The sequence below is a fragment of the Acinetobacter sp. YH01003 genome (assembly GCF_013420525.1).
GTDB classification, from domain to species: domain Bacteria; phylum Pseudomonadota; class Gammaproteobacteria; order Pseudomonadales; family Moraxellaceae; genus Acinetobacter; species Acinetobacter towneri.
Window position 1 is genome coordinate 379,072 of sequence record NZ_VOXY01000001.1, and the last position, 26,993, is coordinate 406,064.

At 40.4% G+C, this 26,993-nt stretch carries 25 protein-coding genes and 1 tRNA gene; 22 read left to right on the top strand and 4 right to left on the bottom strand.

Translation table 11 applies throughout. The features are described from left to right. The first annotated feature begins 164 nt into the window (after nt 1-164). From FTT70_RS01860 to FTT70_RS01905, 10 genes are all read left to right on the top strand, one after another. Nucleotides 165-620, top strand: coding sequence for a thioesterase family protein (locus FTT70_RS01860; RefSeq protein ID WP_004971726.1), 456 nt, complete (start codon nt 165-167; stop codon nt 618-620). Between the two features lie 309 nt (nt 621-929). Beyond that, nucleotides 930-2,747 carry a translation elongation factor 4 gene (gene lepA, locus FTT70_RS01865; protein ID WP_004971725.1) on the top strand — a complete coding sequence of 606 codons (1,818 nt, stop codon included), beginning with the start codon at nt 930-932 and terminating at the stop codon, nt 2,745-2,747. Between the two features lie 21 nt (nt 2,748-2,768). Further along, the gene (lepB, locus tag FTT70_RS01870; RefSeq protein ID WP_004971724.1) at nt 2,769-3,596 is read left to right on the top strand and encodes a signal peptidase I; all 828 of its coding nucleotides are present in this window, start codon (nt 2,769-2,771) and stop codon (nt 3,594-3,596) included. 24 nt (nt 3,597-3,620) lie between these two features. After that, the gene (locus tag FTT70_RS01875) at nt 3,621-3,992 is read left to right on the top strand and encodes a DUF4845 domain-containing protein (protein ID WP_178865619.1); all 372 of its coding nucleotides are present in this window, start codon (nt 3,621-3,623) and stop codon (nt 3,990-3,992) included. Then, a complete protein-coding gene (gene rnc, locus FTT70_RS01880; RefSeq protein ID WP_004971722.1) occupies nt 3,964-4,665 on the top strand; it encodes a ribonuclease III in 702 nt (233 codons plus the stop codon). The genes FTT70_RS01875 and rnc overlap by 29 nt, the downstream gene beginning before the upstream one ends. Then, complete coding sequence (era, locus tag FTT70_RS01885; protein ID WP_004971721.1) at nt 4,662-5,690, top strand: GTPase Era; 1,029 nt, start codon at nt 4,662-4,664, stop codon at nt 5,688-5,690. The genes rnc and era overlap by 4 nt, the downstream gene beginning before the upstream one ends. 22 nt (nt 5,691-5,712) lie before the next feature. Continuing rightward, the gene (locus FTT70_RS01890) at nt 5,713-5,913 is read left to right on the top strand and encodes an NF038104 family lipoprotein (RefSeq protein WP_019837686.1); all 201 of its coding nucleotides are present in this window, start codon (nt 5,713-5,715) and stop codon (nt 5,911-5,913) included. An 8-nt stretch (nt 5,914-5,921) separates the two neighbouring features. Then, nucleotides 5,922-6,635, top strand: coding sequence for a DNA repair protein RecO (gene recO, locus FTT70_RS01895; RefSeq protein ID WP_178865723.1), 714 nt, complete (start codon nt 5,922-5,924; stop codon nt 6,633-6,635). Nucleotides 6,636-6,646: 11 nt separating this feature from the next. Next, nucleotides 6,647-7,372 carry a pyridoxine 5'-phosphate synthase gene (pdxJ, locus tag FTT70_RS01900; protein ID WP_026438187.1) on the top strand — a complete coding sequence of 242 codons (726 nt, stop codon included), beginning with the start codon at nt 6,647-6,649 and terminating at the stop codon, nt 7,370-7,372. 39 nt (nt 7,373-7,411) lie between these two features. Further along, a complete protein-coding gene (locus FTT70_RS01905; RefSeq protein WP_026438186.1) occupies nt 7,412-8,065 on the top strand; it encodes a tRNA-(ms[2]io[6]A)-hydroxylase in 654 nt (217 codons plus the stop codon). Between the two features lie 282 nt (nt 8,066-8,347). Here the strand turns inward: FTT70_RS01905 and FTT70_RS01910 are convergent. Then, nucleotides 8,348-8,423, bottom strand: a tRNA-Asn gene (locus tag FTT70_RS01910). Nucleotides 8,424-8,673: 250 nt separating this feature from the next. On the opposite strand from FTT70_RS01910, the gene FTT70_RS01915 reads away from it, so the two are divergent. Then, nucleotides 8,674-9,132: a hypothetical protein gene (locus FTT70_RS01915; RefSeq protein ID WP_180168218.1), complete on the top strand. Its 459-nt coding sequence runs from the start codon at nt 8,674-8,676 to the stop codon at nt 9,130-9,132. A gap of 139 nt (nt 9,133-9,271) precedes the next feature. After that, nucleotides 9,272-10,099: a DMT family transporter gene (locus tag FTT70_RS01920; protein WP_096901096.1), complete on the top strand. Its 828-nt coding sequence runs from the start codon at nt 9,272-9,274 to the stop codon at nt 10,097-10,099. 196 nt (nt 10,100-10,295) lie between these two features. Here the strand turns inward: FTT70_RS01920 and FTT70_RS01925 are convergent, their stop codons facing one another. Beyond that, on the bottom strand, nt 10,296-11,531 hold the full coding sequence (locus FTT70_RS01925; protein ID WP_004971708.1) for a pyridoxal phosphate-dependent aminotransferase: 1,236 nt from the start codon (nt 11,529-11,531) through the stop codon (nt 10,296-10,298). Nucleotides 11,532-11,749: 218 nt separating this feature from the next. On the opposite strand from FTT70_RS01925, the gene FTT70_RS01930 reads away from it, so the two are divergent. Continuing rightward, nucleotides 11,750-11,929, top strand: a complete 180-nt coding sequence (locus FTT70_RS01930) for a hypothetical protein (protein WP_004971707.1) — start codon at nt 11,750-11,752, stop codon at nt 11,927-11,929. Nucleotides 11,930-11,985: 56 nt separating this feature from the next. On the opposite strand, the gene FTT70_RS01935 is transcribed toward FTT70_RS01930, so the two are convergent. Further along, nucleotides 11,986-12,774 (bottom strand): hypothetical protein, encoded by a 789-nt coding sequence (locus FTT70_RS01935; RefSeq protein ID WP_004971705.1) that lies wholly within the window; start codon nt 12,772-12,774, stop codon nt 11,986-11,988. Between the two features lie 252 nt (nt 12,775-13,026). Here FTT70_RS01935 and uvrB point away from each other — a divergent pair, with 252 nt between their 5' ends. The 5 genes from uvrB (at nt 13,027) to FTT70_RS01960 (ending at nt 19,228) form a co-directional block, all read left to right on the top strand. After that, nucleotides 13,027-15,054, top strand: coding sequence for an excinuclease ABC subunit UvrB (gene uvrB / locus FTT70_RS01940; RefSeq protein ID WP_104851763.1), 2,028 nt, complete (start codon nt 13,027-13,029; stop codon nt 15,052-15,054). Between the two features lie 170 nt (nt 15,055-15,224). Further along, on the top strand, nt 15,225-15,824 hold the full coding sequence (locus FTT70_RS01945) for a lipocalin family protein (RefSeq protein WP_004971700.1): 600 nt from the start codon (nt 15,225-15,227) through the stop codon (nt 15,822-15,824). Nucleotides 15,825-16,001: 177 nt separating this feature from the next. Beyond that, nucleotides 16,002-16,922: an EamA family transporter RarD gene (gene rarD, locus FTT70_RS01950; RefSeq protein ID WP_004971698.1), complete on the top strand. Its 921-nt coding sequence runs from the start codon at nt 16,002-16,004 to the stop codon at nt 16,920-16,922. A gap of 268 nt (nt 16,923-17,190) precedes the next feature. Next, nucleotides 17,191-18,648, top strand: a complete 1,458-nt coding sequence (locus tag FTT70_RS01955) for a glyceraldehyde-3-phosphate dehydrogenase (protein ID WP_004971695.1) — start codon at nt 17,191-17,193, stop codon at nt 18,646-18,648. A 217-nt stretch (nt 18,649-18,865) separates the two neighbouring features. Beyond that, a complete protein-coding gene (locus tag FTT70_RS01960; RefSeq protein ID WP_004971692.1) occupies nt 18,866-19,228 on the top strand; it encodes a helix-turn-helix domain-containing protein in 363 nt (120 codons plus the stop codon). A 64-nt stretch (nt 19,229-19,292) separates the two neighbouring features. Here FTT70_RS01960 and FTT70_RS01965 read toward each other — a convergent pair whose 3' ends face one another. Continuing rightward, nucleotides 19,293-20,489, bottom strand: a complete 1,197-nt coding sequence (locus FTT70_RS01965) for an MFS transporter (protein WP_004971691.1) — start codon at nt 20,487-20,489, stop codon at nt 19,293-19,295. Here FTT70_RS01965 and FTT70_RS13560 point away from each other — a divergent pair. The 4 genes from FTT70_RS13560 (at nt 20,470) to FTT70_RS01980 (ending at nt 26,976) form a co-directional block, all read left to right on the top strand. After that, nucleotides 20,470-20,658, top strand: a complete 189-nt coding sequence (locus FTT70_RS13560) for a hypothetical protein (protein ID WP_131261149.1) — start codon at nt 20,470-20,472, stop codon at nt 20,656-20,658. The two genes, FTT70_RS01965 and FTT70_RS13560, sit on opposite strands and share 20 nt — an antisense overlap. A gap of 47 nt (nt 20,659-20,705) precedes the next feature. Further along, a complete protein-coding gene (gene cgtA / locus FTT70_RS01970; protein WP_004971687.1) occupies nt 20,706-21,920 on the top strand; it encodes an Obg family GTPase CgtA in 1,215 nt (404 codons plus the stop codon). Between the two features lie 27 nt (nt 21,921-21,947). Further along, nucleotides 21,948-23,081, top strand: a complete 1,134-nt coding sequence (gene proB / locus FTT70_RS01975) for a glutamate 5-kinase (protein WP_096901091.1) — start codon at nt 21,948-21,950, stop codon at nt 23,079-23,081. Between the two features lie 193 nt (nt 23,082-23,274). Continuing rightward, a complete protein-coding gene (locus FTT70_RS01980) occupies nt 23,275-26,976 on the top strand; it encodes an N-6 DNA methylase (RefSeq protein ID WP_180168219.1) in 3,702 nt (1,233 codons plus the stop codon). The last annotated feature ends 17 nt before the right edge of the window (nt 26,977-26,993 follow it).

The window sequence follows — 26,993 nt, forward strand, 5'->3', positions numbered from 1 at the left end:
GATGTGGCATAAAATCGTAAATCTATCTAAAATTTAGAATCTTGCTAAACTTTAAATAGCCACTTATTTTAAGGAAGTCGCTCTTGAATTAGGGCGACTTTTTTATGTAACTCGGTATTTTTGTTAGACTAGACCGACATCGCCGTTTTAGTTAAAAGGATGACATGAGCAGCATATTTGATTTAAAAATCACCGTACAGCCAGAACATATTGATATTTTAGGGCATGTCAATAATGTGGTGTATGTGCAGTGGATGCAGGATGTAGCATCGGCACATATCGAAACATTAGGTTTAGGGGTGCTGGAATACTTAAAACTAAAACATGCGATGGTGGCGGTGGAACATCATGTGCAATATCGTAAAGCGGCACTCGAAGGTGAGGAGCTGATTTTGCGTACATGGTTAAGTGATTTGAATGCGTTGTATTCATTCCGCCAATATGCGTTTTATCGCCCTCAAGATAAAAGTCTGCTGTTTATGGGCAATACACAATGGGCTTGTGTGGAAATTGCTACAGGTCGTCCAAAACGCATGTCACCGACATTTACGCAAGCCTATCAACCCCTTGCTGCTGATGTGAATCCGTTGGATTTTAGTGAGTATGATTCATTAAGATGAGTTGAAGCACCAAGTGTAGCGTCATTGAAAGTTGCTGCATGTTATTGCTGTCGATGTTGTTAAAGAGGGTATTCACCTGTTTCAAATAGCATGAAGTATTCTTCAATTCTCACTTTAATTACGACACACATCTCTGCATAAAAAGCCTAAAACTCTCGAATAAAAAGAAAAACGCGTGAGGCTGCAAAAGGAAGTCATTATTATGGATACATTGAAAAATCCATCTGCTATAATCCTTCGCAATTTCTATTCGGCTTTTGCTCTGCATGAATTTTGAGGTGCAGAGCGTGTTATTTTTCAAGGTAACCCATGGCGCAAGCTAAAAAAACTGTTGATATTAAAAACATCCGTAACTTTTCGATCATTGCCCATATTGACCATGGTAAATCGACTCTAGCAGATCGTTTCATTCAAACCTGTGGTGGTTTACAAGATCGTGAGATGCAAGCTCAGGTGTTGGATTCTATGGAGCTTGAGCGTGAGCGTGGGATTACCATTAAAGCCACCTCAGTGACTTTATACTACAACCATCCAAATGGTCAGGAATACCAGTTAAACTTCATTGACACCCCAGGACACGTTGACTTTTCCTATGAAGTATCACGTTCTTTGGCAGCTTGTGAAGGTGCGCTATTGGTGGTTGATGCGGCACAAGGGGTAGAAGCGCAATCAGTTGCAAACTGCTATACCGCAATTGAGCAAGGCTTAGAAGTTTTACCTGTACTGAATAAAATTGATTTACCGCAGGCAGAACCTGAGCGCGTGATTCATGAAATTGAAGAAATTATTGGTATCGAAGCGCAAGATGCACCAACCTGTTCGGCTAAAACTGGTTTAGGCATCGACAATGTATTAGAAACCTTGGTGAATGTCATTCCAGCACCACAAGGTGACCGCGATGCGCCATTGCAAGCCTTAATTATTGACTCATGGTTTGATAACTATTTGGGCGTTGTGTCGTTGGTACGTATCAAGCAAGGTCGTGTGCGTAAAGGCGATAAAATGTTGATGAAATCGACAGGTCAAACGCACATCATTACCTCAGTTGGTATTTTTAATCCAAAACATACCGAAACAGGTATTTTAGAAGCAGGTGAAGTTGGCTTTGTTATTGCGGGTATTAAAGATATTTTCGGTGCGCCAGTCGGCGATACCATCACACTTGCAACGACACCAGAAGTAGAAACCTTACCAGGCTTTAAAAAAGTTAAGCCGCAGGTTTATGCGGGTTTATTCCCAATTGATGCCAGCGACTTTGAACCGTTCCGTGAAGCATTGCACAAACTACAAATTAACGACTCAGCATTGTTCTTTGAACCTGAAAGTTCAGATGCTTTGGGCTTTGGTTTTCGTTGTGGTTTCTTGGGCATGTTGCACATGGAAATCGTACAAGAGCGTTTAGAGCGTGAGTACGATTTAGACCTAATTTCATCAGCTCCAACGGTTATTTATGAAGCTGTGATGAAAAATGGCGAAACGGTTTATATCGACAGTCCATCTAAAATGCCTGATGGTTCAACTGTAGAAGATTTGCGTGAACCGATTGCGGAATGTCATATTTTAGTGCCGCAAGAATACTTGGGTAACGTCATGACCCTATGTATTGAGCGTCGTGGTGTGCAAAAAGACATGAAATTCTTGGGTAACCAAGTGTCTATTACTTTTGAAATTCCAATGGCAGAAGTCGTGATGGATTTCTTTGATAAATTGAAGTCATGTTCACGTGGTTTTGCATCGTTAGATTATAACTTTGTGCGTTTTGAAAGTTCATCTTTGGTTAAAGTCGATGTACTGATTAACGGTGAAAAAGTTGATGCCTTAGCGATGATTTGTCACCGTCAGGATGCACGTCACCGTGGTATTGCCTTGGTTGAAAAAATGAAAGACTTGATTCCGCGTCAAATGTTTGATGTGGCTATTCAGGCTGCCATTGGTGCACAAATTATTGCGCGCTCAACCGTGAAAGCGATGCGTAAAAACGTACTTGCGAAGTGTTATGGCGGTGACGTTTCTCGTAAGAAGAAACTACTTGCCAAGCAAAAAGAAGGTAAGAAACGTATGAAGCAAGTGGGAAGTGTTGAAATCCCGCAAGAAGCTTTCTTAGCTGTACTTAAAGTCGAACGCTAAAATTATAAGGATAATAAACCCATGGATTTTGATTTTAATTTGATTCTCGTTCCTGCCACATTATTTTTTATTGCGGTGTGGCTGCTCGATAAATTTGTATTTAAGCAAAGAGCAACGAAAGGGCGAGGCAATGAAAACTTCATTATCACATGGGCTTATGATTTTTGGCCTGTTTTGGCAGTGGTGATGGTACTGCGTTCATTCCTGTATGAACCATTTAATATTCCGTCAGATTCTATGGTGCCAACCTTAGAAACGGGCGATTTTATTTTGGTGAACAAGTTTGAATATGGCGTGCGTTTGCCAATTATTAACAGCAAAATTATAGATGTGGGTTCGCCTGAGCGTGGCGAAGTTGCGGTGTTCCGTTATCCACCACAACCAAGCATTAGTTATATTAAGCGTATTGTCGGTTTACCAGGCGATCATATTGTTTATGATCATGGTCAGCTGAGCATTAATGGCGAGAAAGTAACGAAAACCCCAATCCAGTTTAGCCGTGAAAAAGACAGTCTAGATACACCTACTTCAATTTACCATCAGGAAACTTTAGGGGCGCATACATTTACCATGCGCGAGCTTGAAGGTGTTAACGTGGCGCGTCAGGCACCATTCCTGAACTATGTAGACAATGGTAAATATTCAGCAGAAAATGGTTTATATTGGGAAGTCAAAGTACCTGAAGGTCATTACTTCGCGATGGGGGATAACCGCGATCAAAGTGCTGACAGTCGTTTTTGGGGCTTTGTACCAGAGGAAAACCTAACAGGCCGTGCATTCTATGTCTGGATGCATAAAGAACCTGGGTTTAATTTGCCGTCATTTAGTCGTAACGGCAAAATTGATTAATAAAGCAGATTAGGAAAATAAAAAATGCGTCATCAACAAGGGGCATCCTATATTGCAATTTTAATTGCAATTATTGGTTTTGCATTTATGGCAAAAGTAGCAGTTGCAGTTTGGGCACCATATTTCGATGATCGAATGTTGGACAATCAAATTGAAGAACAATTGTTAAATGGGCCAAAAAATCTATCACCACAACAGTTTATTGGTGAAATGGACAAGCGTTTAAGCATGAACAACATTCGCGATATTAAATTTGCAGATGTGGCTCAAGTGACTAACGTCGATGGTTTAGAAGTGAAAAAAGAATATGAAATAAGAAAACCTTTCTTATTGAATATTGATATTGTAATGAAGTTCGAGAAAAGTTTTGATCAAAGCTCAGTCCAAGCTAAATGAGACCCGTCTAGCCAGCCGAATCGGTTATCAGTTTAAGCAACCTGAATTGCTTAAATTGGCTTTGACTCACCGCTCGGTGAGTCATAAACACAATTACGAACGTCTGGAATTTCTAGGCGATTCGTTGTTGGGAATGATTGTTGCCAATTATTTATATGTGGCTTATCCACATGAAAATGAAGGGCGTTTAACGCGCATGCGGGCAACACTGGTACGTCAGGAAGCCTTAGGTAAAATTGCCAATGATTTAAAGCTCAGCCAAAATTTAATTCTCAGTACAGGTGAATTGAAATCTGGTGGTCATCATCGTGAGTCTATACTGGCAGATACCGTAGAAGCGATTATTGGCGCTATTTATGTCGATAGCGGTGATTTGAATTTGCTGCAAACGATTGTGCTAAAATGGTATAGCCCTTATTTAGATCATATTGAGCCAACCGATCAACTCAAAGACCCTAAATCACGCTTACAAGAGTATTTACAAGCACGTAAAAAACCTCTCCCGGTTTACGAGGTTGTAGATATTCAGGGCGATGCACCGAATCAGCATTTCATTGTGGAATGCCGAGTCGATAGTTTGCCTGTAATGAAGGGTGAAGGTTCAAGCCGTCGCTTTGCCGAGCAGGCAGTTGCGGCAGATATTTTAAAATTCTTGGAGCAAAAGTCTGAATGACCATCCATTCCGATCACGTAGATGCTGATCACGAGTCGAATAACGACGCCAATGACCTAATTAACCAATTCTTTAGCGGTCAGGGAACTGAAATTCCATCTGATTTCCGCAGTGGTTTTGTTGCGATTGTTGGTCGCCCGAATGTGGGTAAATCGACCCTCATGAACCACTTATTGGGTCAAAAACTATCCATTACTTCACGTAAACCGCAAACCACACGTCACAAAATTGTGGGAATTGATTCACGTGAAAAATCTCAGGCTGTGTTTGTAGACACACCAGGGATGCATAAAAAAGAAGTCCGTGCCATCAACAAAATGATGAACCGTGCTGCATCATCTGCTTTGCGTGATGTGAACTTGGTTTTGTTTGTGGTGGATGCACAAAAATGGACGCAAAATGATGAGTTAGTCCTAGAAAAGCTGAAAAATGCAGAAATGCCAGTGATTCTAGTGATTAACAAACTCGACACTTTTGAGAATAAAAATCAGGCTTTGCCGATTATTCAAGAACGTGCCAAGTTAATGAACTTTGCCGAAATTGTACCTGTATCGGCATTGCGCGGCGCGAACCTAGATCATTTGCGTGACACGATTGAACGCTATTTGCCATTCCAGCCACCGTTGTACTCGCTAGATCAAATCACAGACCGTTCAGAACGTTTCTTGGCATCTGAAATTATCCGTGAAAAGATCATGCGCCAATTGGGCGAAGAACTGCCTTACGATTTAACCGTGCAAATCGAATCATTTAAAACTGAAGATGCGGTTTTAAATGAAAAAACGGGTCGTATGAAAGCACCATGTACCTATATTGATGCCACTATTTTTGTAGATCGCTCTGGTCAAAAAGCCATTGTGATTGGTGAAAAAGGCGCGAAGCTGAAAAAAATTGGTATGGATGCACGGGTCGACATGGAAAAAATGTTCGAGCAAAAAATCATGCTGACGCTTTGGGTGAAAGTCAAAGGTGGTTGGTCTGATGATGAACGTGCATTAAAAAGCTTAGGATATAGCGATATCTAAGTTTGACGAAAAGGGAACTGTGATGATGAAAGTGTTGGCCATTGTGGCATGTATGTTTGTCTTGCAAGGTTGTATTCACAAAGTTGTGACAGTTCCCGTAAAAGTTGCCTACAAAACTACAAAGGGTGTGGTGAAAGGCACTGCTGCTGTAGTTGGTGCTGTCATTCCAGATGGTGATGACGAAGAAAAATCCAAACAAGAATCCTCTAAAGAACAGGATTAATTGACGCTATCATGCGTAATGAAATCTTGCATGGTTATTTAATCCATCATCGAAAATACCGCGAACGTAGCCATATTGTGCACTTGTTTACCCGCGAACATGGGCGGGTTGATGGTATTTTAAGACAAATGCCACCGCCACAATATCAACCGATTCGCATACAAGCTTCGGGAAAATCAGACCTTAAAAATTTCACCAAGCTGGAAATTGTCAATCAACCAGTTTTCTTCTTTGGTGATGCATTTTTTTCAGGCTTTTATTTAAATGAAATCGTGCTGCGCTTATGTTCTGCCGAAGTGGAAATGCCAGAAACTTTTGTGCAATATCACCAGACTTTGGCGCATTTACAACACTTATCTAGTCAAGAAAATCCCAATCTATTCTTAAGACAAATTTTACGTCAGTTTGAACATGCATTATTGGAAGAATTAGGCTATGCGATTGATTTTTCAGTCGATGCGAACCAAGAGCCAATTCAGCCCAATCTACATTATCATTTTCAACTGAATGATGGTTTTATCCCTACCGCACAAGCATCACGGGCTAACTTAGTCGGTACACAGATCCTCAGTATGTGCGACTATGAAAAAGGTAGGGATTTTAACCCAGAGCAGTTACAATTACTGTCTCGGCTGTATCGACAAATGATTAGTTCACTGTTGGGTGATCGACCTTTAAAAAGTCGCCAATTGTGGATTCAGAATTCTCAAACCCAAGCGTAATGTAGGAACCTATTATGGCTTTACTCGGTGTCAATATTGACCATGTGGCAACTTTAAGACAAGCGCGTGGCACGAACTATCCAGACCCTGTGAAGGCCGCATTAGTTTGTGAACAGGCGGGTGCAGAGGGGATTACTTTGCATTTGCGTGAAGATCGTCGTCATATTCAGGATGATGACGTGCGTCGTATGCGTCCGTTGTTGAAAACCCGCATGAATTTGGAAATGGCAGTCACCGAAGAAATGATCGAGTTTGCCAAGGAAATTCGTCCACAGCATGTATGTTTGGTACCTGAGCGCCGTGAAGAAGTAACCACTGAAGGTGGTTTGGATGTAGTAGGCAATTTTGCAGCAGTTAAGGCCGCTACTCAGGAATTAACAGCAATTGGCTGTGATGTGTCACTGTTTATTGATGCAGATCTTGCACAAATTGATGCGGCCGTTGCATGTGGTGCACCGACCATTGAAATTCATACAGGCGCGTATGCCAATGCAGAAAATGAAGCTGCACAGCAAGCTGAATTGACCCGTATTGTTCAGGGCGTAGAATATGCAGCTAGCCGTGGCTTAGTGATTAATGCAGGGCATGGCTTGAACTTGGATAATGTAGGTGCAATTGCCGCAATTCCACACATCCATGAGTTAAATATTGGTCATGCTTTAATTGGTGATGCTGTATTTGTCGGATTGGAGCAGGCTGTTAAACGCATGAAAGCCGCGATTGATGCAGCGCGTTAATCTGTATATTTGAAATTGAAAGATAAAATTTGAAACGTTATGTCCAGCATAAATTATGATGAATTGATGCAGCCTGTAATAGCATTTTTAGGCTGTGAAACACCTAAAGAATGGTTGAATGAAGCATTAAATAATTTAGATATTTTGATGCAAGATCACGCCAACTGTGAGAAAAAAGCAGCAGGCACAGCCATGAACTTGATGTTTCGTTACAGCTTTTTTACCGATTTGCAGGTCAAACTGGCACAGTTGGTACGCGAAGAAATGTTGCATTATGAGCAGGTGCTAGAGTTTATGGCAAAGCGTGGGCAAACGTGGCAAGGTTTAAGTGCAGGGCGTTATGCAGGTGGTTTACGTAAAGAAATCCGCACCTATGAACCCGAAGCATTGATTGATGTGTTGGTGATTGGTGCCTTTGTAGAAGCACGTTCATGCGAGCGTTTTTATGCGCTTGCGCCACTCGTGGATGAAGAATTAGGAAAATATTACCGTTATTTGCTTAAATCAGAATCACGGCATTATGAAGATTATTTGGCACTGGCTTTGGATGTAGCAAAAACAGCAAAACTGAAAAACCCTGAAGAAGATATTCAGGGGCGAATTCAGCATATACGTGAAGTGGAAAAGAATCTTATTTTAAGTCCAGATGATCTGTTCCGTTTTCATAGTGGTGTGCCTGTGCAAGCCGCTTAAAACTTGTAGATGATCTAAGATAGAAAACGGAACTTCGGTTCCGTTTTTTTTATCAATCAAGTTATTGCTTAGGTATTTTGATTGTGGATTGTTGCCTAAGTCACTTAGAAATGATCAAGGCTAAGATTAGGAATTACATTAAGCTGAATTGCCCAAAACAGTTACATTCATCTTTTTGAACGATTAAGGCATGAATCGCTGCTTGGTTATTTACAGACCACATCATCCATAAATTTTAGGCAATAAAAAACCCAAGTCGTTATGCTTGGGCTTTTTAGAATTTGGCTCTCCCACCTGGGCTCGAACCAGGGACCTGCGGATTAACAGTCCGTCGCTCTACCGACTGAGCTATGGGAGAATCTGAATGCGATTATAAGCAGATTTAAGCAAGGGTCAAGCATAAATTGTCATGTTTCTTTCATTTTGACTTTATATGCTTTTTATTTGAACAAAAAACAAAATTTTATTAAAAAATCACCCACAAGACTTGCGTTACACAAAATCGGTTGTTAGTCTGAGTGACAGAACAAAGCGTTTAAGTAGCATCTTAAACAGTGTGGATTTAACCCAACTTGCCAGCACTAAAATGGCTAAATCGGAGTAAGCGAATGAATACGCTCAGCATTTCTGACATTTTTTCTCAATTTTCTTATTATCAAGAACATTATCTTTATATCTTGTCTACGCCTGAACAATACTACACTGCTGTAGAAGGCGCGTTTATTCATGTCTGGCCTTTGGCACCTCAAGATTTGTATTTGGGCGATTTATTGCAGTTGTGGTTTAGTGAAAAATGGCTCATTCAATCGACCTGCCAATTGCTTTCAGACCATCCAGACAACGGCACCCAAAAACCATTACAGCGTGATCATGATTTATATTTGTACCAACTGGCGGGCAGTGCGCTTTCGGGGAGCAACCGTTCACGTGTGTGGTCTGTGTCTGAACAAAAACAATTGCGTGTAGAATTAGACTCTGCTTTTCGCTATTTATGTGAATATAAAGCGACAACTCAACCTGTAGTGTCTAAATCAGAACTGATTGCTGCGTTGAAAAACAGTATCTAATCTAAATAGTATTTAATCTAAGATGATTTATCATTTCAGCCAAATAGATTTGTATTGAATTGAGCGAAATGACTTGCACTAAAATAGTGTTCTAAACTGCGATAAAGATTTGCGAACAGCTTGAAAAGGATATTCAGCCGTGTGGATTAAAATATGCATTGCCATGCTCGCATTTGCTGCAAATTCCTTGCTGTGTCGTTTGGCATTGGCTGAACAGCAAATTGACCCTATTAGTTTTAGTTTGCTCAGGGTTGGCAGTGGAGCAGTGTGCTTAGGACTGTTCTATGCTGTTTTGCAGGTTCAACAACCAATTCAATTCCAATGGAAATCTGCACTCAGCCTTGCTGTATATCTGCTCGGTTTTTCGTTAGCATATTTGCATATAGACGCAGGCATAGGCGCATTGATTCTATTTGGCGCAGTGCAAATCACCATGATCAGTTATGCGATTTTGCATGGTGAGCGCATGACTTTGCCGCGCTGGGTCGGGTTAGGTTGTGCTATATTGGGGATGGGTTTGTTGCTATTGCCTGAAGCCAGTACGCCAACGTTCAAATATGCATTGATGATGTTACTGGCAGGTATTGCATGGGGTTTTTACAGTATTGCTGCAAAGACGATGCAGCATGCTTTAACCAATACTCTATCTAATTTCATTCTGGCGACACCACTTGTTGCTGTATTTTTTCTTTGGCATTTACCTGAAAGTTTTATCACTTGGCAGGGTGTGGTTTTGGCAGTGTTGTCGGGTGCATTGGCTTCGGCTGGCGCGTATGTGTTGTGGTACAGCATTGTGAAAAAAATTGATCACATTACCGCAAGTACTGTGCAACTTTCTGTACCGTGTTTGGCGATTTTAGGCGGTGTGATTTTTTTAGGTGAACAACTCACCCTGTTGATGGTCGTGGCAACCTTGATCGTGTTGTGTGGTATTTTGATGGTGATTTTAACTAAACCACGTGTATAAAACCGTTTAGATTGCAGCGGGTTTGGTCTTTTATTGAATTTCTTATATCTATCAAGAAATGATTGTGAGGCTTTTTAAAAGCGTTGTTTGTGATCTCTCTCCTCAGAAAGAAGGGGAAATAGTGAGTGAAAAAACGCAATTAAAAACAAAAACCCACGATTCAATCGTGGGTTTTGTTCATCTAAACAGGTTTAGATTATTTGGCAGCTTTTTCAGCTTCGATTGAAGCAATCGCTTCATCTACACCTTCAATTGATTCTGCTGCTTTTTTGATACGTGCAAGCGCATCTACAAGCACTTCGTCTGCAGTTGCATAAGAAATACGCATGAAACCGCCTAAACCGAACGCATCACCAGGAACAACGGCAACACCAGTTTCTTCCAATAACCAAGCAGAGAATTCTGTGCAAGATTTTAAGCCTTTCGCACGAATCAATGGTTTGATGTTTGCATACGCATAGAATGCGCCATCTGCAGGTAAGCAAGAAATACCTTTGATGTCATTCAAACCATTTACAACTAAGTCGTGACGGCGTTTGAATGCTTCAACCATTGGCTCAAGTACGTCTTGTGGGCCGTTCAATGCAGCTTCTGCAGCAACTTGCGAAATAGAAGTTGGGTTAGAAGTCGATTGAGATTGAATTTTCTTCATCGCACCAATTAGTTTAGCAGGGCCCGCTGCATAGCCAATACGCCAGCCAGTCATTGCATAAGCTTTAGACACACCGTTTAATACGATTGTGCGGTCATAAAGGTCTGGTGCAACTGTTGCGATGTTATAGAACTCATCATCCCAACGGATTGGTTCATACATATCGTCAGATGCAATGAATACTTCAGGGTATTTACGTAGTACAGCAGCCAAAGCTTCTAATTCAGCTTTGGTGTAGATCATACCTGTAGGGTTAGATGGGCTGTTTAACACCACTAAACGTGTTTTGTCAGTGATCGCAGCTTCTAATTGTTCAGGCGTGATTTTGAAACGTTGTTCTTCACCACATTCCACAATGACTGGCACGCCTTCAGCAATAATCACCATATCTGGATAGCTTACCCAGAACGGTGCAGGGATAATCACTTCATCACCCTTGTTTAACAAAGCCAACGCCAAGTTAAAGAATGATTGCTTACCACCACAAGACACCAAAATTTGGTTCGCTTGGTAGTCAAGATTATTGTCACGTTTTAATTTTGCGATAATGGCTTTTTTAAGACCAGGCGTACCGTCAACAGCAGTATATTTTGTAAAACCGTTATTAATTGCTGCAATAGCTGCATCTTTGATGTGTTGTGGTGTATCGAAATCCGGTTCACCTGCACCCAAACCAATAACGTTATGACCCGCAGCTTTAAGTTCAGCGGCTTTATTGGTTACTGCAAGTGTTGGGGACGGTTTGATGGCATTGACACGATCAGAGAGACGTACGTCCACGGCATATTCCTTCTTATAGGGATAAAAAAATAAAAAGCATATTATCTTAGCCTAAATTCGATGTCTGCGTCGTTTAAAATTGCATCAAATTAATAAAAAATCACCAAATTAGACCAATTTCCTATGAAATCGTGATTAAAACTGCTGTGAGGTGGAAGTTTCTCGCATCGGGCGGCAAAAAACTTTAAAATAGTCCAAATTTTATAAGAGTGATGGTCATGAGTAAGCAGCAGCCTACTTCAAAAAAACCATTGGTGAATCTCCCATTCCCAATGCCAAACACAGCGCAGGATAATGATCAGGCGGTACATAATTCGGTGCGTCCTAAACCTGAGCAATATGCGGATAAGACTTGGCCACCGCCACGTGGTACTCGTCGTTCGATGGGTAAGCGCTAAAAAAATGCCACAATTACGTGGCATTTTTTATTGATGGGGATTTAAAAGTATTGAAATTAACGAACATGCTTACGCGCTTTGTTGGCAGGTTTTGGCGGCGAGATTTCACGTACGCCATGCCATACATCGCTAAAATCTTGCTCGTTGATATTATACAATTCCAATAAAGCCAAAATCGCTGCACCAAATAGCATTGGGCCTTCTGAATTATTTTGGAACTCGAATACCTTACCATTTAAGTTGTGCAAAATATCCTGAATTTCAAAGACCCGATCACGCCCATTGCTGTCAGTTGGGTACATTTGTGTATTCAATATGATTTTAGCCAAGGCTTTTTCATTATCGCTCAATGCCAAGACTTCAATTAATTCATCGGTGGCAGGGGTAAAAATCACAGAATCACGGTAAATGGTGTGTAGTAATTTTTGCGTTAGTTTAGGCAATGCTTTTTCGACAAAAGGACGAAACGACGCAGGAAAAATCACATTATGGGCAATGCCTTTAAACATAGGGGCAATTTCTTCAACCGTATAACCTGCAATACCACAACCAATTGAAGTTAAAAAATACTTCATTTTAGGATGGTTTTTGGCATAGATTTTAAAGTCATCCACATAGTGCTGAATTTGCGATAGTGGCATTTGTTGTAAATGTTCATTCATGGTTGGAATGGCAAAACTTTGTCCTGCCCAACCGCGCCCGACGCCTTCAACGGCACCAAAAAATTCTTTGGCTGTTCGTGCTGCACCACCTGCATGTTGTCCTGCCATGTTACTGCCAAATACGAAAACAGTATCTTCAGGGAGGCTTTTGATAATTGATTCGTCGTGATATTGGTAAGTCATGAATGTGTGCTTTTATGGTTGTCGTCCTGAAATTTCATGTTGCCTTTGAATAGCCAGTGGGTCAAGTCTTAAAGCAGTTTCCCCGTGCTCAATTTAGTCGTAGCACATCTTCGTTCTAACAGCGTCCACTACAGAATTAAAACCGAGCAATGGCTTTGTAGCTACGCAACATCGCCACAACATATTCGGATGTCCTGAGTGTAGGTAAATCTGCTAAAATATTAGGTCGCATCAAACCTGAGAGCTGCATTTGTGAGTGATAAGCAACCTTTCGATTTAGTCACCAACTATCAACCTGCGGGTGACCAACCACAAGCCATTGAAAAATTGGTTCAAGGGATAGAACAGGGCTATCATGATCAGCTATTACTTGGGGTTACAGGCTCAGGTAAGACTTATACCATGGCCAATGTGATTGCCAGAACACAGCGTCCGACCATTGTCATGGCACATAACAAAACGCTGGCAGCGCAGTTGTATGGTGAGTTTAAAGCGTTCTTTCCGAACAACGCAGTCGAATATTTTGTCAGTTATTATGACTATTATCAGCCTGAAGCCTATGTACCATCTTCCGATACTTTTATTGAAAAAGATGCGGCTATTAATGATCATATTGACCAAATGCGACTCTCGGCCACACGTGCTTTGCTAGAGCGTCGTGATGCCATTATTGTCGCATCGGTATCTGCAATTTACGGTTTGGGTGACCCCAATGCTTATATGAGCATGTTGCTGCATGTGGTGCAAGGTGATCGGGTGAATCGTGATGATTTGATCCGTCGTTTGGTGGAAATGCAATATAGCCGTAATGAGCTAGAGTTTTTGCGCGGTACTTACCGTATTCGTGGTGAAATTTTAGATATTTTCCCTGCTGAATCTGATCAGCATGCTATTCGCATAGAATTATTTGATGATGAAGTCGATTCGATTCGTTGGTTTGATCCATTAACAGGCAAATTGGTGCGTAAAGTGCCGCGCGTGACTATTTATCCTAAAAGTCACTATGTTACGCCTAAGGATAATTTGGAACGTGCGATTGGTACCATTAAAGAAGAACTAAAAGAGCGTTTGGTGTTTTTTCGCGAACATGACAAATTGCTAGAAGCGCAGCGCATAGAACAACGTACCCGCTATGATTTAGAAATGATGCAGCAATTGGGCTATACCAACGGCATCGAAAACTATTCACGACATTTGTCTGGACGACCTGCAGGCGAAGCACCGCCCACTTTGTTTGATTATGTACCTGATGATGCCTTGCTGATTATTGATGAATCGCACGTGACCGTTCCGCAAATTGGCGCGATGTATAAAGGTGACCGATCACGTAAAGAAAACTTGGTGAATTATGGTTTCCGTTTACCTAGTGCGTTAGACAACCGTCCAATGAAATTTGAAGAATGGGAGCGCATCGTCCCATCCACAATTTATGTGAGCGCTACACCTGCACAATATGAGTTGGAAAAATCGCAACAAATTGTAGAGCAAGTGGTGCGTCCAACAGGATTGATTGACCCAGAAATTGAAATTCGTCCTGTGTTAACGCAGGTGGATGATGTGCTGTCTGAAATCAATTTGCGTAAAGAATTGAATGAGCGGGTGTTGGTCACCACTTTAACCAAACGCATGGCTGAAGATTTGACCTCGTATTTAAAAGAATACGGCATTCAAGTGGCTTATTTACACTCTGATATTGATACCGTAGAACGCGTCAAAATTATTCACGAATTACGTACAGGCGTGCATGATGTCTTGGTTGGCATTAACCTGTTACGAGAAGGTTTAGACATGCCTGAAGTGTCTTTAGTGGCAATTTTAGATGCCGACAAAGAAGGCTTTTTACGTTCAGAACGTTCGTTGATTCAAACCATTGGACGTGCAGCACGTAACTTGAAAGGTAAAGCAATTTTATATGCAGATCGCATTACCGATTCAATGCAAAAGGCGATAGATGAAACAGAGCGTCGTCGTGCCAAACAAATTGAATTTAATGAATTGCACGGCATTACTCCACGTAGTGCAGTGCGTCAGGTGATTAAAGAAATCGACACAGGTGAAGTGCTGAACGATGAGCAAATTGATGAAAAAATCAATGCACAAAGCCGTGCTTTAAGTGACGATGAACAGCACATTTTGGCTGATCCTAAACTGTATGCCAAACATATTGCCAAACTTGAAAAAGAGATGTTGAAAGCATCTAAAGAACTGCAATTTGAACAAGCGGCTCGTTTACGTGATGAAATTTTGCGTTTAAAAGCGCAAATGTTGCAATCTGGCTAAATTGGGGCGAATTGCACTGTCAGTGTAAGTGCGAGTTTGCATACTAAACTTGCTATGTAAAATTTGAGTTGCAAAAATTACATATCCATACAGTAAATTGAAATGCTTGCGGTTATTTTTGAAGAAGATAAACAAAATTGACTGAACATTAGAGTTTAGAGGTTGGGACAATGGCTAAAAAACTTCCGTTTGCAGGTGCGCGACTTGCCAAAATTGCCCTTGGTGGTGTGGTGCTGATTGGTTTGGGTGCTGCGACTATGGCATATTCCAAAACCAATGAACCGATGAAAACGGTAGAAAAAGTCGAATTAGATAAATATTTAGGCGTTTGGTATGAGGTTGCAAGAAAGCCTTTATATTTCCAAAACAAATGCGGTTCAAATGTAACAGCAGCATATACATTGAATGAAAATGGCAATGTGCAGGTGGATAACCGTTGTATTGCAAAAGATGGCAAACAAATGCGTGCTTTGGGCGAAGCTTTTGTACAAAATGCGCCTTTTAACAGCAAACTCAAAGTTAGCTTTTTACCTGAAGTCATTCGTTGGTTGCCTGTAGGGCGTGGTGATTATTGGGTGTTAAAGCTAGATGATGACTATCAAACTGCCTTGGTGGGTGAACCACGCCGTAAATATTTATGGGTACTTTCACGTACGCCGCATCCTGATCAGGCTGTCGTGACTGAATATCTGAACTATGCCAAATCACTCGGTTATGACTTAAGTGATGTGATTTATACCAGACATACGCAAACTAAAAAGTCAGACTAAGTTGCAGCAGCTCCAGAGCTACTTATAGATATAAGCAGACAAACGTATGCAGACCAATTGACCACGCAAAAGCTGCGTGGTTTTTTATATCCTGTCATTTTAAATTTTGAACATTCGATCAATCTCTAAAACAACGTATATATGAGTATAATGCCGACTGATATAGGGGAGAGTCGGATGTATAAAGGCATTGCACTATCGGTTTTAGCATCGGTCACTTTTGGGGTGCTGTATTTTTATACCCAATTACTCAAACCTTTAGACAGCGAAGAAACTTTTGCGTGGCGTATGTTGGCAACTTTGCCATTCCTAACTTTGTTTATGTGGTGGTCGGGAGATTTAAAACATATTTCCGCGATTTTTCAGCGGCTCAAACAACAACCACAATTCATACTTTGGCTGATTTTTAGTTCTTTTTTATGCACTACGCAATTGTGGTTATTTTTGTGGGGGCCGATTAACGGGCGTGGTTTGCAGGTTTCTTTGGGTTATTTCTTATTGCCTTTGATCATGGTTTTGCTTGGCTGTGTGCTATATAAAGAAAAGTTATCGACTTGGCAGATGGCAGCAGTTGCCTTAGCCGTGCTAGGTGTCAGTCATGAAATCTGGCGCATTGGCACGGTGGCGTGGGAAACCTTATATGTGGCATTTGCCTATCCTTTATATTTCTTTTTACGTCGGGTCTTTCAAACCGATCACTTGGGCGGGTTTTGGTGGGATTTACTGCTAGTTATTCCTGTCGCGGTATATTTAGGCTTTTATTATAGTGACAGTGTAAATGTCATCGCAGCTTTTCCATATTTAATTTGGTCGGTACTTGGATTGGGCTTTTTAAGTGCATTGGGACTTGGCAGTTATATTTTGGCCAGCCGCCATTTGCCTTTTGTGATTTTTGGTTTACTGAGTTATTTAGAACCTGTGCTGTTGGCTTTTGTGTCTATGTTGTTAGGTGAACGAGTTGAAGCAGGGGAATGGCTGACTTATATCCCAATTTGGTTGGCAGTTGCATTATTGGTGGTTGAAGGGTGCTTGCATTTAAGAAAGCAAAAAATGAATCAGCAAGATTTACAGCGGAAAATTCAACAGTCATCTGAATAATAAAAGCCGTCGTTATGGTGAGATATTCAAATTTCCAAGAGGATAATGAGGTTTGGCATCATCCTCCTTTTCGTCTAAAAAATTGAACTTTTGTTGAAAAAACTAAAATCACAAAAATAATTACAACTATTTTATGAATTTATAGTGAATATATAGGAAAATATTCGGGTCAGTACCAGCTTTTGATTCAATCTTGACGACAATTCCATTACAATTATCGGGTTTTGAAATTCATGCCTAGATATACAATTAATTAGAGGACGTATCTGTGAGCAAAGAGACTATCATCGCCCTACACGCAGAGCACCAAGGTCGCTGGAAAAACCGTGAAGAAATCGCGGAACGTATGATTGCTTTACTCGGTCAGTTGTACCGTGAAAAAAATATCATGGTTTCAGTTTTTGGTCGTTCTTTAGTTAACCGTTCTGTGATTCAAATTTTGAAAGCACACCGTCGTACTCGTATGATGGACGTAGAACTTTCAGTTGTTCACACTTTCCCATTGCTTGAAGCTTTGGCAAAAGTAGACAACATCGGTTCAGCAGAAATCGACTTAGGTAAACTTGCTGTTGAATATAAAGAAAAAGGCGGCGATGTAAATGCATTTGTTGCAGACGCTGTGAAATCTTTAGCGGGCAATCCAACAACTGTAGAAAGCAAAGATGTTGTACTTTACGGTTTTGGTCGTATTGGTCGTATCCTTGCGCGTTTAATCATTGGTCAATCTGGTCTTGGCCGTGGCTTAAACCTTAAAGCAATTGTGGTACGTAAATCGTCTGATGGTGATTTAGAAAAACGTGCGTCTTTATTGCGTCGCGACTCTATTCATGGTCCATTTGCAGGCACTATTTCTGTAGATGAAGAAAATGAAGCAATTATCGCAAATGGTAACTTCATTAAAGTGATCTATGCATCTAACCCATCTGAAGTAGACTATACGGCTTATGGCATCAACAATGCATTAGTGATTGACAACACGGGTAAATGGCGTGATGCAGAAGGTCTTGCACAACACCTTCAATGCCCAGGCGCTGCACGCGTAATTTTAACTGCACCTGGTAAAGGTGACATGAAAAACGTGGTTTACGGTGTTAACCAAGCTGACATTCTTGATGAAGATACCATTATTTCTGCAGCAAGCTGTACAACAAACGCAATTACACCAACTTTAAAAGTGTTGCATGACAAGTACACTGTTGTGAATGGTCACGTTGAAACTGTTCACTCATTCACTAACGACCAAAACTTGATTGATAACTATCACAAGGCTGATCGTCGTGGTCGCGCAGCAACATTGAACATGGTTATTACCGAAACAGGTGCAGCGAAAGCAGTTGCGAAAGCATTGCCTGCATTACAAGGTAAATTAACAGGTAACTCTGTACGTGTTCCAACGCCAAACGTATCACTTGCAATCTTGAACTTAACGCTTGAGAAAGAAGTAGATCGTGAAGAAGTGAACGAATACATTCGTCAAATTTCAATTCACTCTAATCTTCAAGGTCAAATTGGTTATACCAACTCGACTGAAGTGGTTTCAAGTGACTTCATTGGTTCGCGTACTGCAGGTGTATTTGATGCGCAAGCAACCATTACTTCAGGCAACCGTTTAACTGCTTACGTTTGGTATGACAACGAAGTGGGTTATAGCTGCCAAGTATTGCGTATTGCTGAACAAATGGGCGGCGTAAGCTATCCTAAAGTTCCTGCTGAAACAAATGCATAATTTGTAGATACAGAATTTAAAATCAAAAAGAGCTTCAAATGAAGCTCTTTTTTTTGCATTTATTTCATTCTTAAATATAAGGATGAGTGTTGAAATTTCCACCTAATACGCTATCCTAAACTTACCAAAATAAAGTCTATGCTAAAAAGTAAGTAGATTTGATTTTGCTTTCAAGCTTTCAAAGCCTGAACAATAGAAATAACAGAAGGATACCGTTATGCAATATGCAACCAGTCACTTACTCGGGCAAGTCCTTGCTAAAGATTGTCCATCACGGATTCGTTTAGAACATTTAGCCAATAAATGGTCAATGTTGGTGTTGCATTGTTTAAGCGAAGGTTTGCACCGCTTTAGTGAGCTAAGACAGCGCATTGAAGGGGTGAGTGAAAAAATGCTGGCGCAAACCCTGAAAACTCTTGAGCAAGATGGGTTAATTTTACGTACAGTTTACCCAACGGTGCCGCCTAAAGTGGAATATCAACTCACTTTTGAAGGCTCACAAATTGCAGCAAGAGTGAATCAACTGATTGAGTATTTAGAACAGCATTTGCCTGAAACTTCACAGCAATCTTCTCACTAATGGATTACTCATCTTTTAGGGAAGTCGCTGTAGATGTTCCTACTCCAAAGCACATTCTGGATGATTAAATAGTGCGTCGATGTGAAAAATCATAACGATCAATCAGCAAAATCCCGATGGCAAATACCAAAATACTGACAACACAACCCATCCAGCCCCGGTGTTGCCATGCGTAGACCGCCGTCAGTGAACCAAGTGCTGCACCTGAAAAATAAATAGTCATATATACCGCATTAATGCGGGAACGTGCGGTGGCATCAATTCGGTACACCAAGTTTTGATTCAATACGTGAAAAGCAGTTAGACCAAAATAACTCATCAATACGCCAACGGCATAAGCCACAATATTCTGCTGTGCAAAAAAGAGTGGAATGCAAGAAAACAACATCAAGCCAATACATAATATTGCGACAAAATTCACACGACCTTTGCCCACCGTTTTACCCGACCAACTTGATGAGAAAATTCCAATCACACCCAATAAACCAAAAAGCCCAACTTGAAAATCACTAAAATGATAAGGCGGATTGGCTAAAACAAAAGTCATGGAAGTAAAAACCAAGGACAAAATGGCAAAGCCCAAAGCGCCTGCGCAGGCTCTACGAATTAAATGTGGCTGGGTTACAGCCAGCTGAATTAAAGAACGATAAATGCCCGCTACAGTTAAATTTTTATTGGCAGCTGTAGAGGGAAGTTTTGTCCACATTAGGCCTGCAAAAAGTAGGGTGATGATGCCGCTGCTGAAATAGACAGCTTCCCAAGACCAATAGGTTGATACAAATCCTGCAAAAGTGCGCGATAAAATAATCCCCATTACCAAGCCACTCATCAATTTTCCGACAATGGCAGCACTCGATTCAGGTGGACTGATGCTAGATGCAAATGGAATAAGCACTTGTGCAGAAATCGCACCAAAAGTGGCACATACGGTAAAGAAATACAGCATGGCTAAATTGCTGCTAAAAGACAGCAAAATTTGCGAACACGCAGCAAAAACCATCAGACTGACAATCAATTTACGCTTATTTAGCAAGTCACCTAAAGGCACGAGTAACATTAAACCTAGTCCATAGCCTATTTGTGCCAAAACCACAGCAAAGCCTGCCTGACTGGTGCTAATTCCTAAACTTTTTTCAATTGAATAAATTAAAGGCTGATTAAAATATGCCGATCCCGCACACAAGCCACAGGCGGTTGCCATGAGTAAAATAAATTTAGGCGATAAAGCAGGCGTGGTTGTGGTGGCAACAGCATTAGACATGGCGGCAGAAAGCAAACAAGGGTTAAAGCACTATAAGAACTTAGATGGCGAAGGAGAAATAAGAAAAAACGATCATATCATTGCTAAAAGAAATGAGTGTTTTGAACAATCAAGGATAAAAAGCATCTACGCATACGATTGCATAAATATAATTCGAGAAATTCTCTAAAATATGGCAGAATATACGGCTTTTAAAGTTTTTAGAGGATTGGCAAGATGCGCTTTGTTGATGAAGCAGTCATTACCGTAGAGGCTGGCGACGGTGGCAATGGCGTAGCCAGTTTTCGCCGAGAGAAATTTGTACCATTTGGTGGGCCAGATGGCGGTGATGGTGGTCGTGGCGGCAGTATTTTTATTCAAGCCGACGACAACGCAAGCACCCTTGTAGATTATCGTTATACCCGTAAATTTCGCGCTGAACGTGGTAAAAACGGGTCGGGCGCAAACTGTGCAGGTCGTGGCGGTGAATCTGTCGTTTTGACCGTTCCAGTGGGCACAACCATTGTAGATACAGACTCTGGTGATATTATTGCAGATTTAGTCGAAAGCGGTCAGAAAGTATTGGTCGCTCAAGGCGGTGATGGTGGTTTAGGGAATACTCACTTTAAATCATCTACCAACCGAACACCGCGTAAATTCACGCATGGTACCAAAGGTGAATTCCGTGAAATCCGTTTGGAGTTGAAAGTCCTTGCCGATGTAGGCTTGCTAGGCATGCCAAACGCGGGTAAATCGACCTTTATTCGTGCCGTGTCTGCGGCAAAACCAAAAGTTGCTGACTATCCATTTACCACCATGGTGCCAAATTTAGGCGTGGTGGATGCAGATCGTCATCGTTCTTTTGTCATGGCAGATATTCCAGGACTAATTGAAGGTGCAGCAGAAGGCGCAGGTTTGGGGATTCGCTTCCTGAAACACTTGGCGCGTACTCGTATTTTACTGCACATTGTGGATGTTCAACCTATTGATGGTTCTGATCCAGCGTACAATGCCAAAGCAATTCTGCAAGAGTTGGAAAAATTCTCTCCAACTTTGGCAAAGTTACCAATCGTGTTGGTGTTGAATAAACTTGATCAACTTCCTGAAGATTCACGTGAAGAATGGTGTAAACACATTCTTGAAGAATTGCAGTGGGATGGTCCTGTGTTCAAAACTTCAGGCTTAATGTCTGAAGGTACACAGCAAGTGGTGTATTACTTGATGGATCAAATTGAGCAACAACGTGAACGCGAAGTTGAAGATCCTGAGTACGCAGCAGAAATGAAAGCATTCCGTGATCAGCTGGAAGCTGAAACACGTGAACAAACCATTGCCGCGAAAGAAGCGTATCGTGAGATGCGCCGTCAGCAACGTCTTGCAGGTATGCTGGGCGATGATGACGAAGACGATGATGGTGAAGATGGCGAAGTAGAAGTGTACTACGTACGCTAAGCGCTACAAAAAGTGACTGAGGACAAGATGATAGAAGTGGTAGATGGGCAACGTCAGCTCAAGGGTTGTAAACGAATCGTTGTTAAAATCGGATCATCTTTACTCACAGCCAATGGGCAAGGTTTAGATTTGGATGCAATCTCGCATTGGGCGGGACAAATTGCAGATCTACACAATGCTGGACACGAAATTATTTTGGTGTCATCGGGAGCTGTGGCTGAAGGTATGGTGCGAATGAAACTTGAGCATCGACCCACTGATCTACCCAGTCTTCAGGCATGCGCTGCCATTGGTCAAATGGGTCTGATTCAGACTTGGTCAAGTGTGCTGGAAAAACACCAGATTCAAACTGCACAAGTCCTATTAACCCATGATGATTTGGCAGATCGTCGTCGTTATTTAAATTCCTGTGATGCATTGCAAAACCTGATTGAATGGCGCGTGATTCCTGTCATCAATGAAAATGACACAGTCTCTACTGATGAAATTCGCTTTGGTGATAATGACACTTTGGCTGCGATGGTAGCAGGGCAGGTACATGCAGATTTGTTGATTATTTTGACCGATCAACAAGGTATGTTTGACTCCGATCCACGTTCTAATCCAAATGCAAAACTGTTCCATACTGTACGTGCTTTAGATGAAAGTCTGTTTGATATGGCAGGTGGTGGCGGCAAGTTCGGGCGCGGCGGCATGCTGACCAAAGTCCGTGCAGCGCGTTTAGCGGCTAAATCGGGTTGTCCAACTTTAATTGCCAGTGGTGAAAGTGACAATGTGCTTGCGCGTTTAATGGCGGGCGAAATGTTGGGTACACTGTTCATTACTGACAATGACCGTATTGCAGCGCATCAACAGTGGTTGGCGGCACATTTACAAACGGCAGGACGTTTGGTGATTGATGATGGCGCAGTCAAAGCCATTAAAGAAAATCATCGCAGTTTATTGCCTGTGGGTGTAAAAGCGGTAGAAGGGCATTTTGAACGTGGCGATGTGGTGGAGTGTGTAGATACACAAGGTCATCGTGTCGCTGTGGGACGTGTTAATTTTAGTTCACGTTCTGCAGATTTGGTCAAAGGCTTGGCTTCTGACAAAGTGCATCAGGTGTTAGGCGAGGCACGTTCGTTAGAGATGATCCATCGCAATCACATGGCGATTTATTGATGTTGTAATACATTGAAAATAAATGGATAAAACTATTCTTTTATTTTATTAGCTACTTGTTTAACGACTTGGTAAAGAGCCTACTCAACATAAAGTAGGCTTTTTACTGTTAAATATATTTAGATATCAAGAACAAGTTTTTGGGTTTCATTTTGCCCGACTTGTAACGAATGTTTCAGTTTGGTGGTCTTACATGAACCAAGATAATTTAAAAGATTTATTATTATTTTTGAACTTTACACAGCATCAAAACGTATTTATTAAAAAATTTTCGTTTGGGGATTATAGTCTTTCAATTGATTTTGAGAATAAAACGATAAATTATCCTGAAGATTATGGTTTAAAGGTGAATGAAAGACAGACTTGTAATTTCGCAAGTAATGAAAATTTTGTGGTGTTTGAATGCGTACATCGTTTATTAGAAAAAGGTTATAAACCTGAACATATTGAGCTTGAACCTAAATGGAAGCTCGGGCATGGGGCGAGTGGTGGTCGTGCCGATATTATGGTGAAAAATCATCAAAATCAACCATTTTTAATTATTGAATGTAAAACCTTTGATCGTGAATTTAATAAAGCTTGGAAAGATACGCTTGAAGATGGCGGACAGCTTTTTAGCTATGTCGAACAAGAAAAGTCAGTTGAATTTATTTGCTTGTATGCATCACAGTGGAACGAACGAGATAAAAAAGTTGATGATCAACAGCGCATTATTTCTGTTAAAGACAACCCAATTATTTTAAAGGATTTACCCGAAGCACTGCATTATAGTAATGCCAAAAATGTGAAGGAGCGTTTTAAAGCATGGAAAGAGACTTATCAGTTAGAAGCGACTGAAAAAGGCATTTTTGAAGACAATATTCAAGCCTACCAAATTGGTAAAGACAAATACACTCTAGCGATTGATACTCAACCAATTAATAGCCTGAATATTAAAGGAAAATATCACGAGTTTCGTACCATTTTGCGTAAGCATAATGTGTCACGTCGTGAAAATGCCTTTGAAGTGTTGGTGAATTTATTTTTATGTAAAATTGTGGATGAAACCCAAAATCCTGAAGATTTGCATTTTTATTGGAAAGGCATGGCATATGACAGTTATTTTGATTTAGTCGATCGCCTGCAAAAGCTGTATAAAATTGGTATGCAACAATTTTTACAGCAAGACATTATTTATGTCAGCCAAGATGATATTGATGGTGCATTTTGGGCAATTAAACAAAAACCGAATGCCACCGAGCAACGAATTAAAGAACTCTTTCAACAACTTAAATTTTATAAAGGCTTAGATTTTGAGTTTATTAAAGTTTCCAACAAAGAAAAGTTTGAGAAAAATGCCAAAATTTTGATTGAAATTATTCAAATGTGGCAAGGTTTACGCCTAACCTCGACCGAAGAAAATCAATTCTTAGGGGATATGTTTGAGTATTTCTTAGATAACGGTATTAAACAAAGTGAAGGGCAGTTCTTTACACCTATTCCTATTTGTAAGTTCATTGTGTCAGCATTGCCATTAGAAAGCATGTTGCAACAACATTCTGAACCGTTAAAAGTGATTGATTATGCGTGTGGTTCAGGGCACTTTCTTAATGAATATGGCTCGCAAGTCAGTAAACTACTTAAGCCAATTAAAGATATTGATGAACCAAATAGTTACTATGCACAAACTTATGGCATTGAAAAAGAAGATCGTTTAGCCAAAGTATCTAAAGTGGCATCGTTTATGTATGGGCGTAATGAAATTAATATTATTGATGCTGATGCCTTAATCTCCCATGAAAATATTAAACCTGAAAGTTTTGATGTATTGGTGGCAAATCCTCCATTTGCTGTCGAGGATTTTTTACAAACCATTGATGAGGTGGAGCGTGAAAAATTTAAATTATTTAATTTGGTGAATAATCCTAGCAATAATAATATTCAGTGTTTCTTCTTAGAACGTGCGCAACACTTATTGGCACCAGATAGCGTGATGGGTGTGATTGTACCTAGCTCAATTTTAAGCAATAGTGACAGTATTCATATTGCGACACGTGAAATTTTATTACAGTATTTTGATTTTTTAAGCATTGTTGAACTAGGCAGCCAAACCTTTGGTAAAACGGGTACCAATACGGTTGTATTGTTTTTGCGTCGTAAAGCACAGCGACCAGAGCAAGCCGTACAATTTAAAAATCGGGTCAATAATTTCTTTGCAGATTGGGACAGTGAAAAAGTAAGTAGTGGCGGTGCATATTTAGATATTAAAGTGGTTGAGAAATATTGCCAGCATATTCAGGTCGATTTTGCGTTGTATGAAAGCTTATTAAAAGGTGAGCTGAATCATGACTTATTGGCGGTTGAATTTTTTAAAGATTACAAAACCGATTTTTATAAGCGCACTGAAATTGTGAATTTGAAGAAACAAAAACAATTTAAAGCCAAATCTGAATTGCAGCAACAAGCGGAACTAGATGCGCGTTTACTCAGTTATTTAACAGAAATTGAAAAAGACAAGCTATATTACTTTATGCTCACGCAATATAACGCTTCGCTTGAGCATAAAGCGCGTCCGTTATTGGTGGTGAAAAGCCCGAGTGACAATAAAGAGCAGAAGAAATTTTTGGGTTATGAGTGGAGTAGTGCCAAAGGTAATGAGGGTTTAAGTTATATTGGTGGTGAAACAGTATTTGATATCAATACCCCATTATTTGACCCGAAAAACCGTGATAACAGTGACAAAATTAGTTATGTGATTCGTCAGAATTTTAATGGCGAGCAGTTGACGATTCCTGAACATTTAACACCATTTGTAACGCAAGTGTATTTGCATGATGTGCTGGATTTTAGCCGTAAGGATTTTAATAAAGCCTTTAATTTATCTGCACAGAGTAAAGTTGAAATTGAAACAAGGTGGGATTCGGTGAGAATTTTACAATTACTTTGTAAAATAGGTGGAAGTCAGAAAAAAATTCAAAATACTGAGATATTGTTAGAAGGTTCAATTCCTGTTGTTACTCAAGAAAAGGGAAATTTGATTGCCGGATTTGTTAATGATGTAGAGCCAATTCAGGATTTACCGTTAATTGTATTTGGAGATCATAGTTGTACGTTTAAATATGTAGATTTTCCATTTGTTAGAGGTGCAGATGGCACACAGCTACTAAAAGTCGATCCAAATATTATTGATCCAAAATATTTTTATTATATTTTAAATGTAATAAAAATCCGAAATAGTGATAAATATGAACGTCACTTTAAATATTTAGCTGAGGAGAAAATCCCACTTCCTCCTTTAGAAGTTCAACAAAAAATTGTTGAAGAATGTGAGGTGGTGGATTTAACTCTGGATTCAGAAAGTCAGAAAATCGTAACTGCACATGAGAAAATTAAGGACATTATTGAAAATGCTAAAACAACCGCTATTCATAAATTTAAAATAGGTCAATTGTTAGCGTTGGAATATGGCAAAAGTTTACCAGAAGCGAAAAGAATAGCAGGAGAAGTTCCAGTAATGGGTTCTAATGGCATCAGTGGTTATCACAATGAATCATTATGTGATAGTCCTGCTGTGATTGTTGGTCGCAAGGGATCAGCAGGAAAAGTGACCTATATCGAAAGAGCATGTTTTCCAATTGACACAACATTTTATGTTAAGCCGTTGATAGAAAGTAATATGAAATTTATTTACTATCTTTTAAATTCTTTAGGGTTAGAAAAATCAATTGTTGGAATTGGTGTTCCAGGTATAAATCGAAATGATATTTATCAATTAGAGGTTCCAAATATCTCGTATGATGAACAAGTGAAAATTATTCAAAAAATCGAAGCCCTAGAAATGCAAATTGCACAAGCGCAACAAGTGATTGATGCAGCACCTCAGCAAAAACAAGCCATTTTACAAAAGTATTTGTAAGTAATAAAAAAAGTCCC

Bases quoted from the DNA above. Each gene is read 5' to 3' on its own strand.
- FTT70_RS01860 (WP_004971726.1), top strand. From the start codon at position 165: ATGAGCAGCATATTTGATTTAAAAATCACCGTACAGCCAGAACATATT.
- lepA (WP_004971725.1), top strand. From the start codon at position 930: ATGGCGCAAGCTAAAAAAACTGTTGATATTAAAAACATCCGTAACTTT.
- lepB (WP_004971724.1), top strand. From the start codon at position 2,769: ATGGATTTTGATTTTAATTTGATTCTCGTTCCTGCCACATTATTTTTT.
- FTT70_RS01875 (WP_178865619.1), top strand. From the start codon at position 3,621: ATGCGTCATCAACAAGGGGCATCCTATATTGCAATTTTAATTGCAATT.
- era (WP_004971721.1), top strand. From the start codon at position 4,662: ATGACCATCCATTCCGATCACGTAGATGCTGATCACGAGTCGAATAAC.
- FTT70_RS01890 (WP_019837686.1), top strand. From the start codon at position 5,713: ATGATGAAAGTGTTGGCCATTGTGGCATGTATGTTTGTCTTGCAAGGT.
- FTT70_RS01905 (WP_026438186.1), top strand. From the start codon at position 7,412: ATGTCCAGCATAAATTATGATGAATTGATGCAGCCTGTAATAGCATTT.
- FTT70_RS01915 (WP_180168218.1), top strand. From the start codon at position 8,674: ATGAATACGCTCAGCATTTCTGACATTTTTTCTCAATTTTCTTATTAT.
- FTT70_RS01930 (WP_004971707.1), top strand. From the start codon at position 11,750: ATGAGTAAGCAGCAGCCTACTTCAAAAAAACCATTGGTGAATCTCCCA.
- FTT70_RS01935 (WP_004971705.1), bottom strand. From the start codon at position 12,774: ATGACTTACCAATATCACGACGAATCAATTATCAAAAGCCTCCCTGAA.
- FTT70_RS01945 (WP_004971700.1), top strand. From the start codon at position 15,225: ATGGCTAAAAAACTTCCGTTTGCAGGTGCGCGACTTGCCAAAATTGCC.
- rarD (WP_004971698.1), top strand. From the start codon at position 16,002: ATGTATAAAGGCATTGCACTATCGGTTTTAGCATCGGTCACTTTTGGG.
- FTT70_RS01960 (WP_004971692.1), top strand. From the start codon at position 18,866: ATGCAATATGCAACCAGTCACTTACTCGGGCAAGTCCTTGCTAAAGAT.
- FTT70_RS01965 (WP_004971691.1), bottom strand. From the start codon at position 20,489: ATGTCTAATGCTGTTGCCACCACAACCACGCCTGCTTTATCGCCTAAA.
- cgtA (WP_004971687.1), top strand. From the start codon at position 20,706: ATGCGCTTTGTTGATGAAGCAGTCATTACCGTAGAGGCTGGCGACGGT.
- proB (WP_096901091.1), top strand. From the start codon at position 21,948: ATGATAGAAGTGGTAGATGGGCAACGTCAGCTCAAGGGTTGTAAACGA.
- FTT70_RS01980 (WP_180168219.1), top strand. From the start codon at position 23,275: ATGAACCAAGATAATTTAAAAGATTTATTATTATTTTTGAACTTTACA.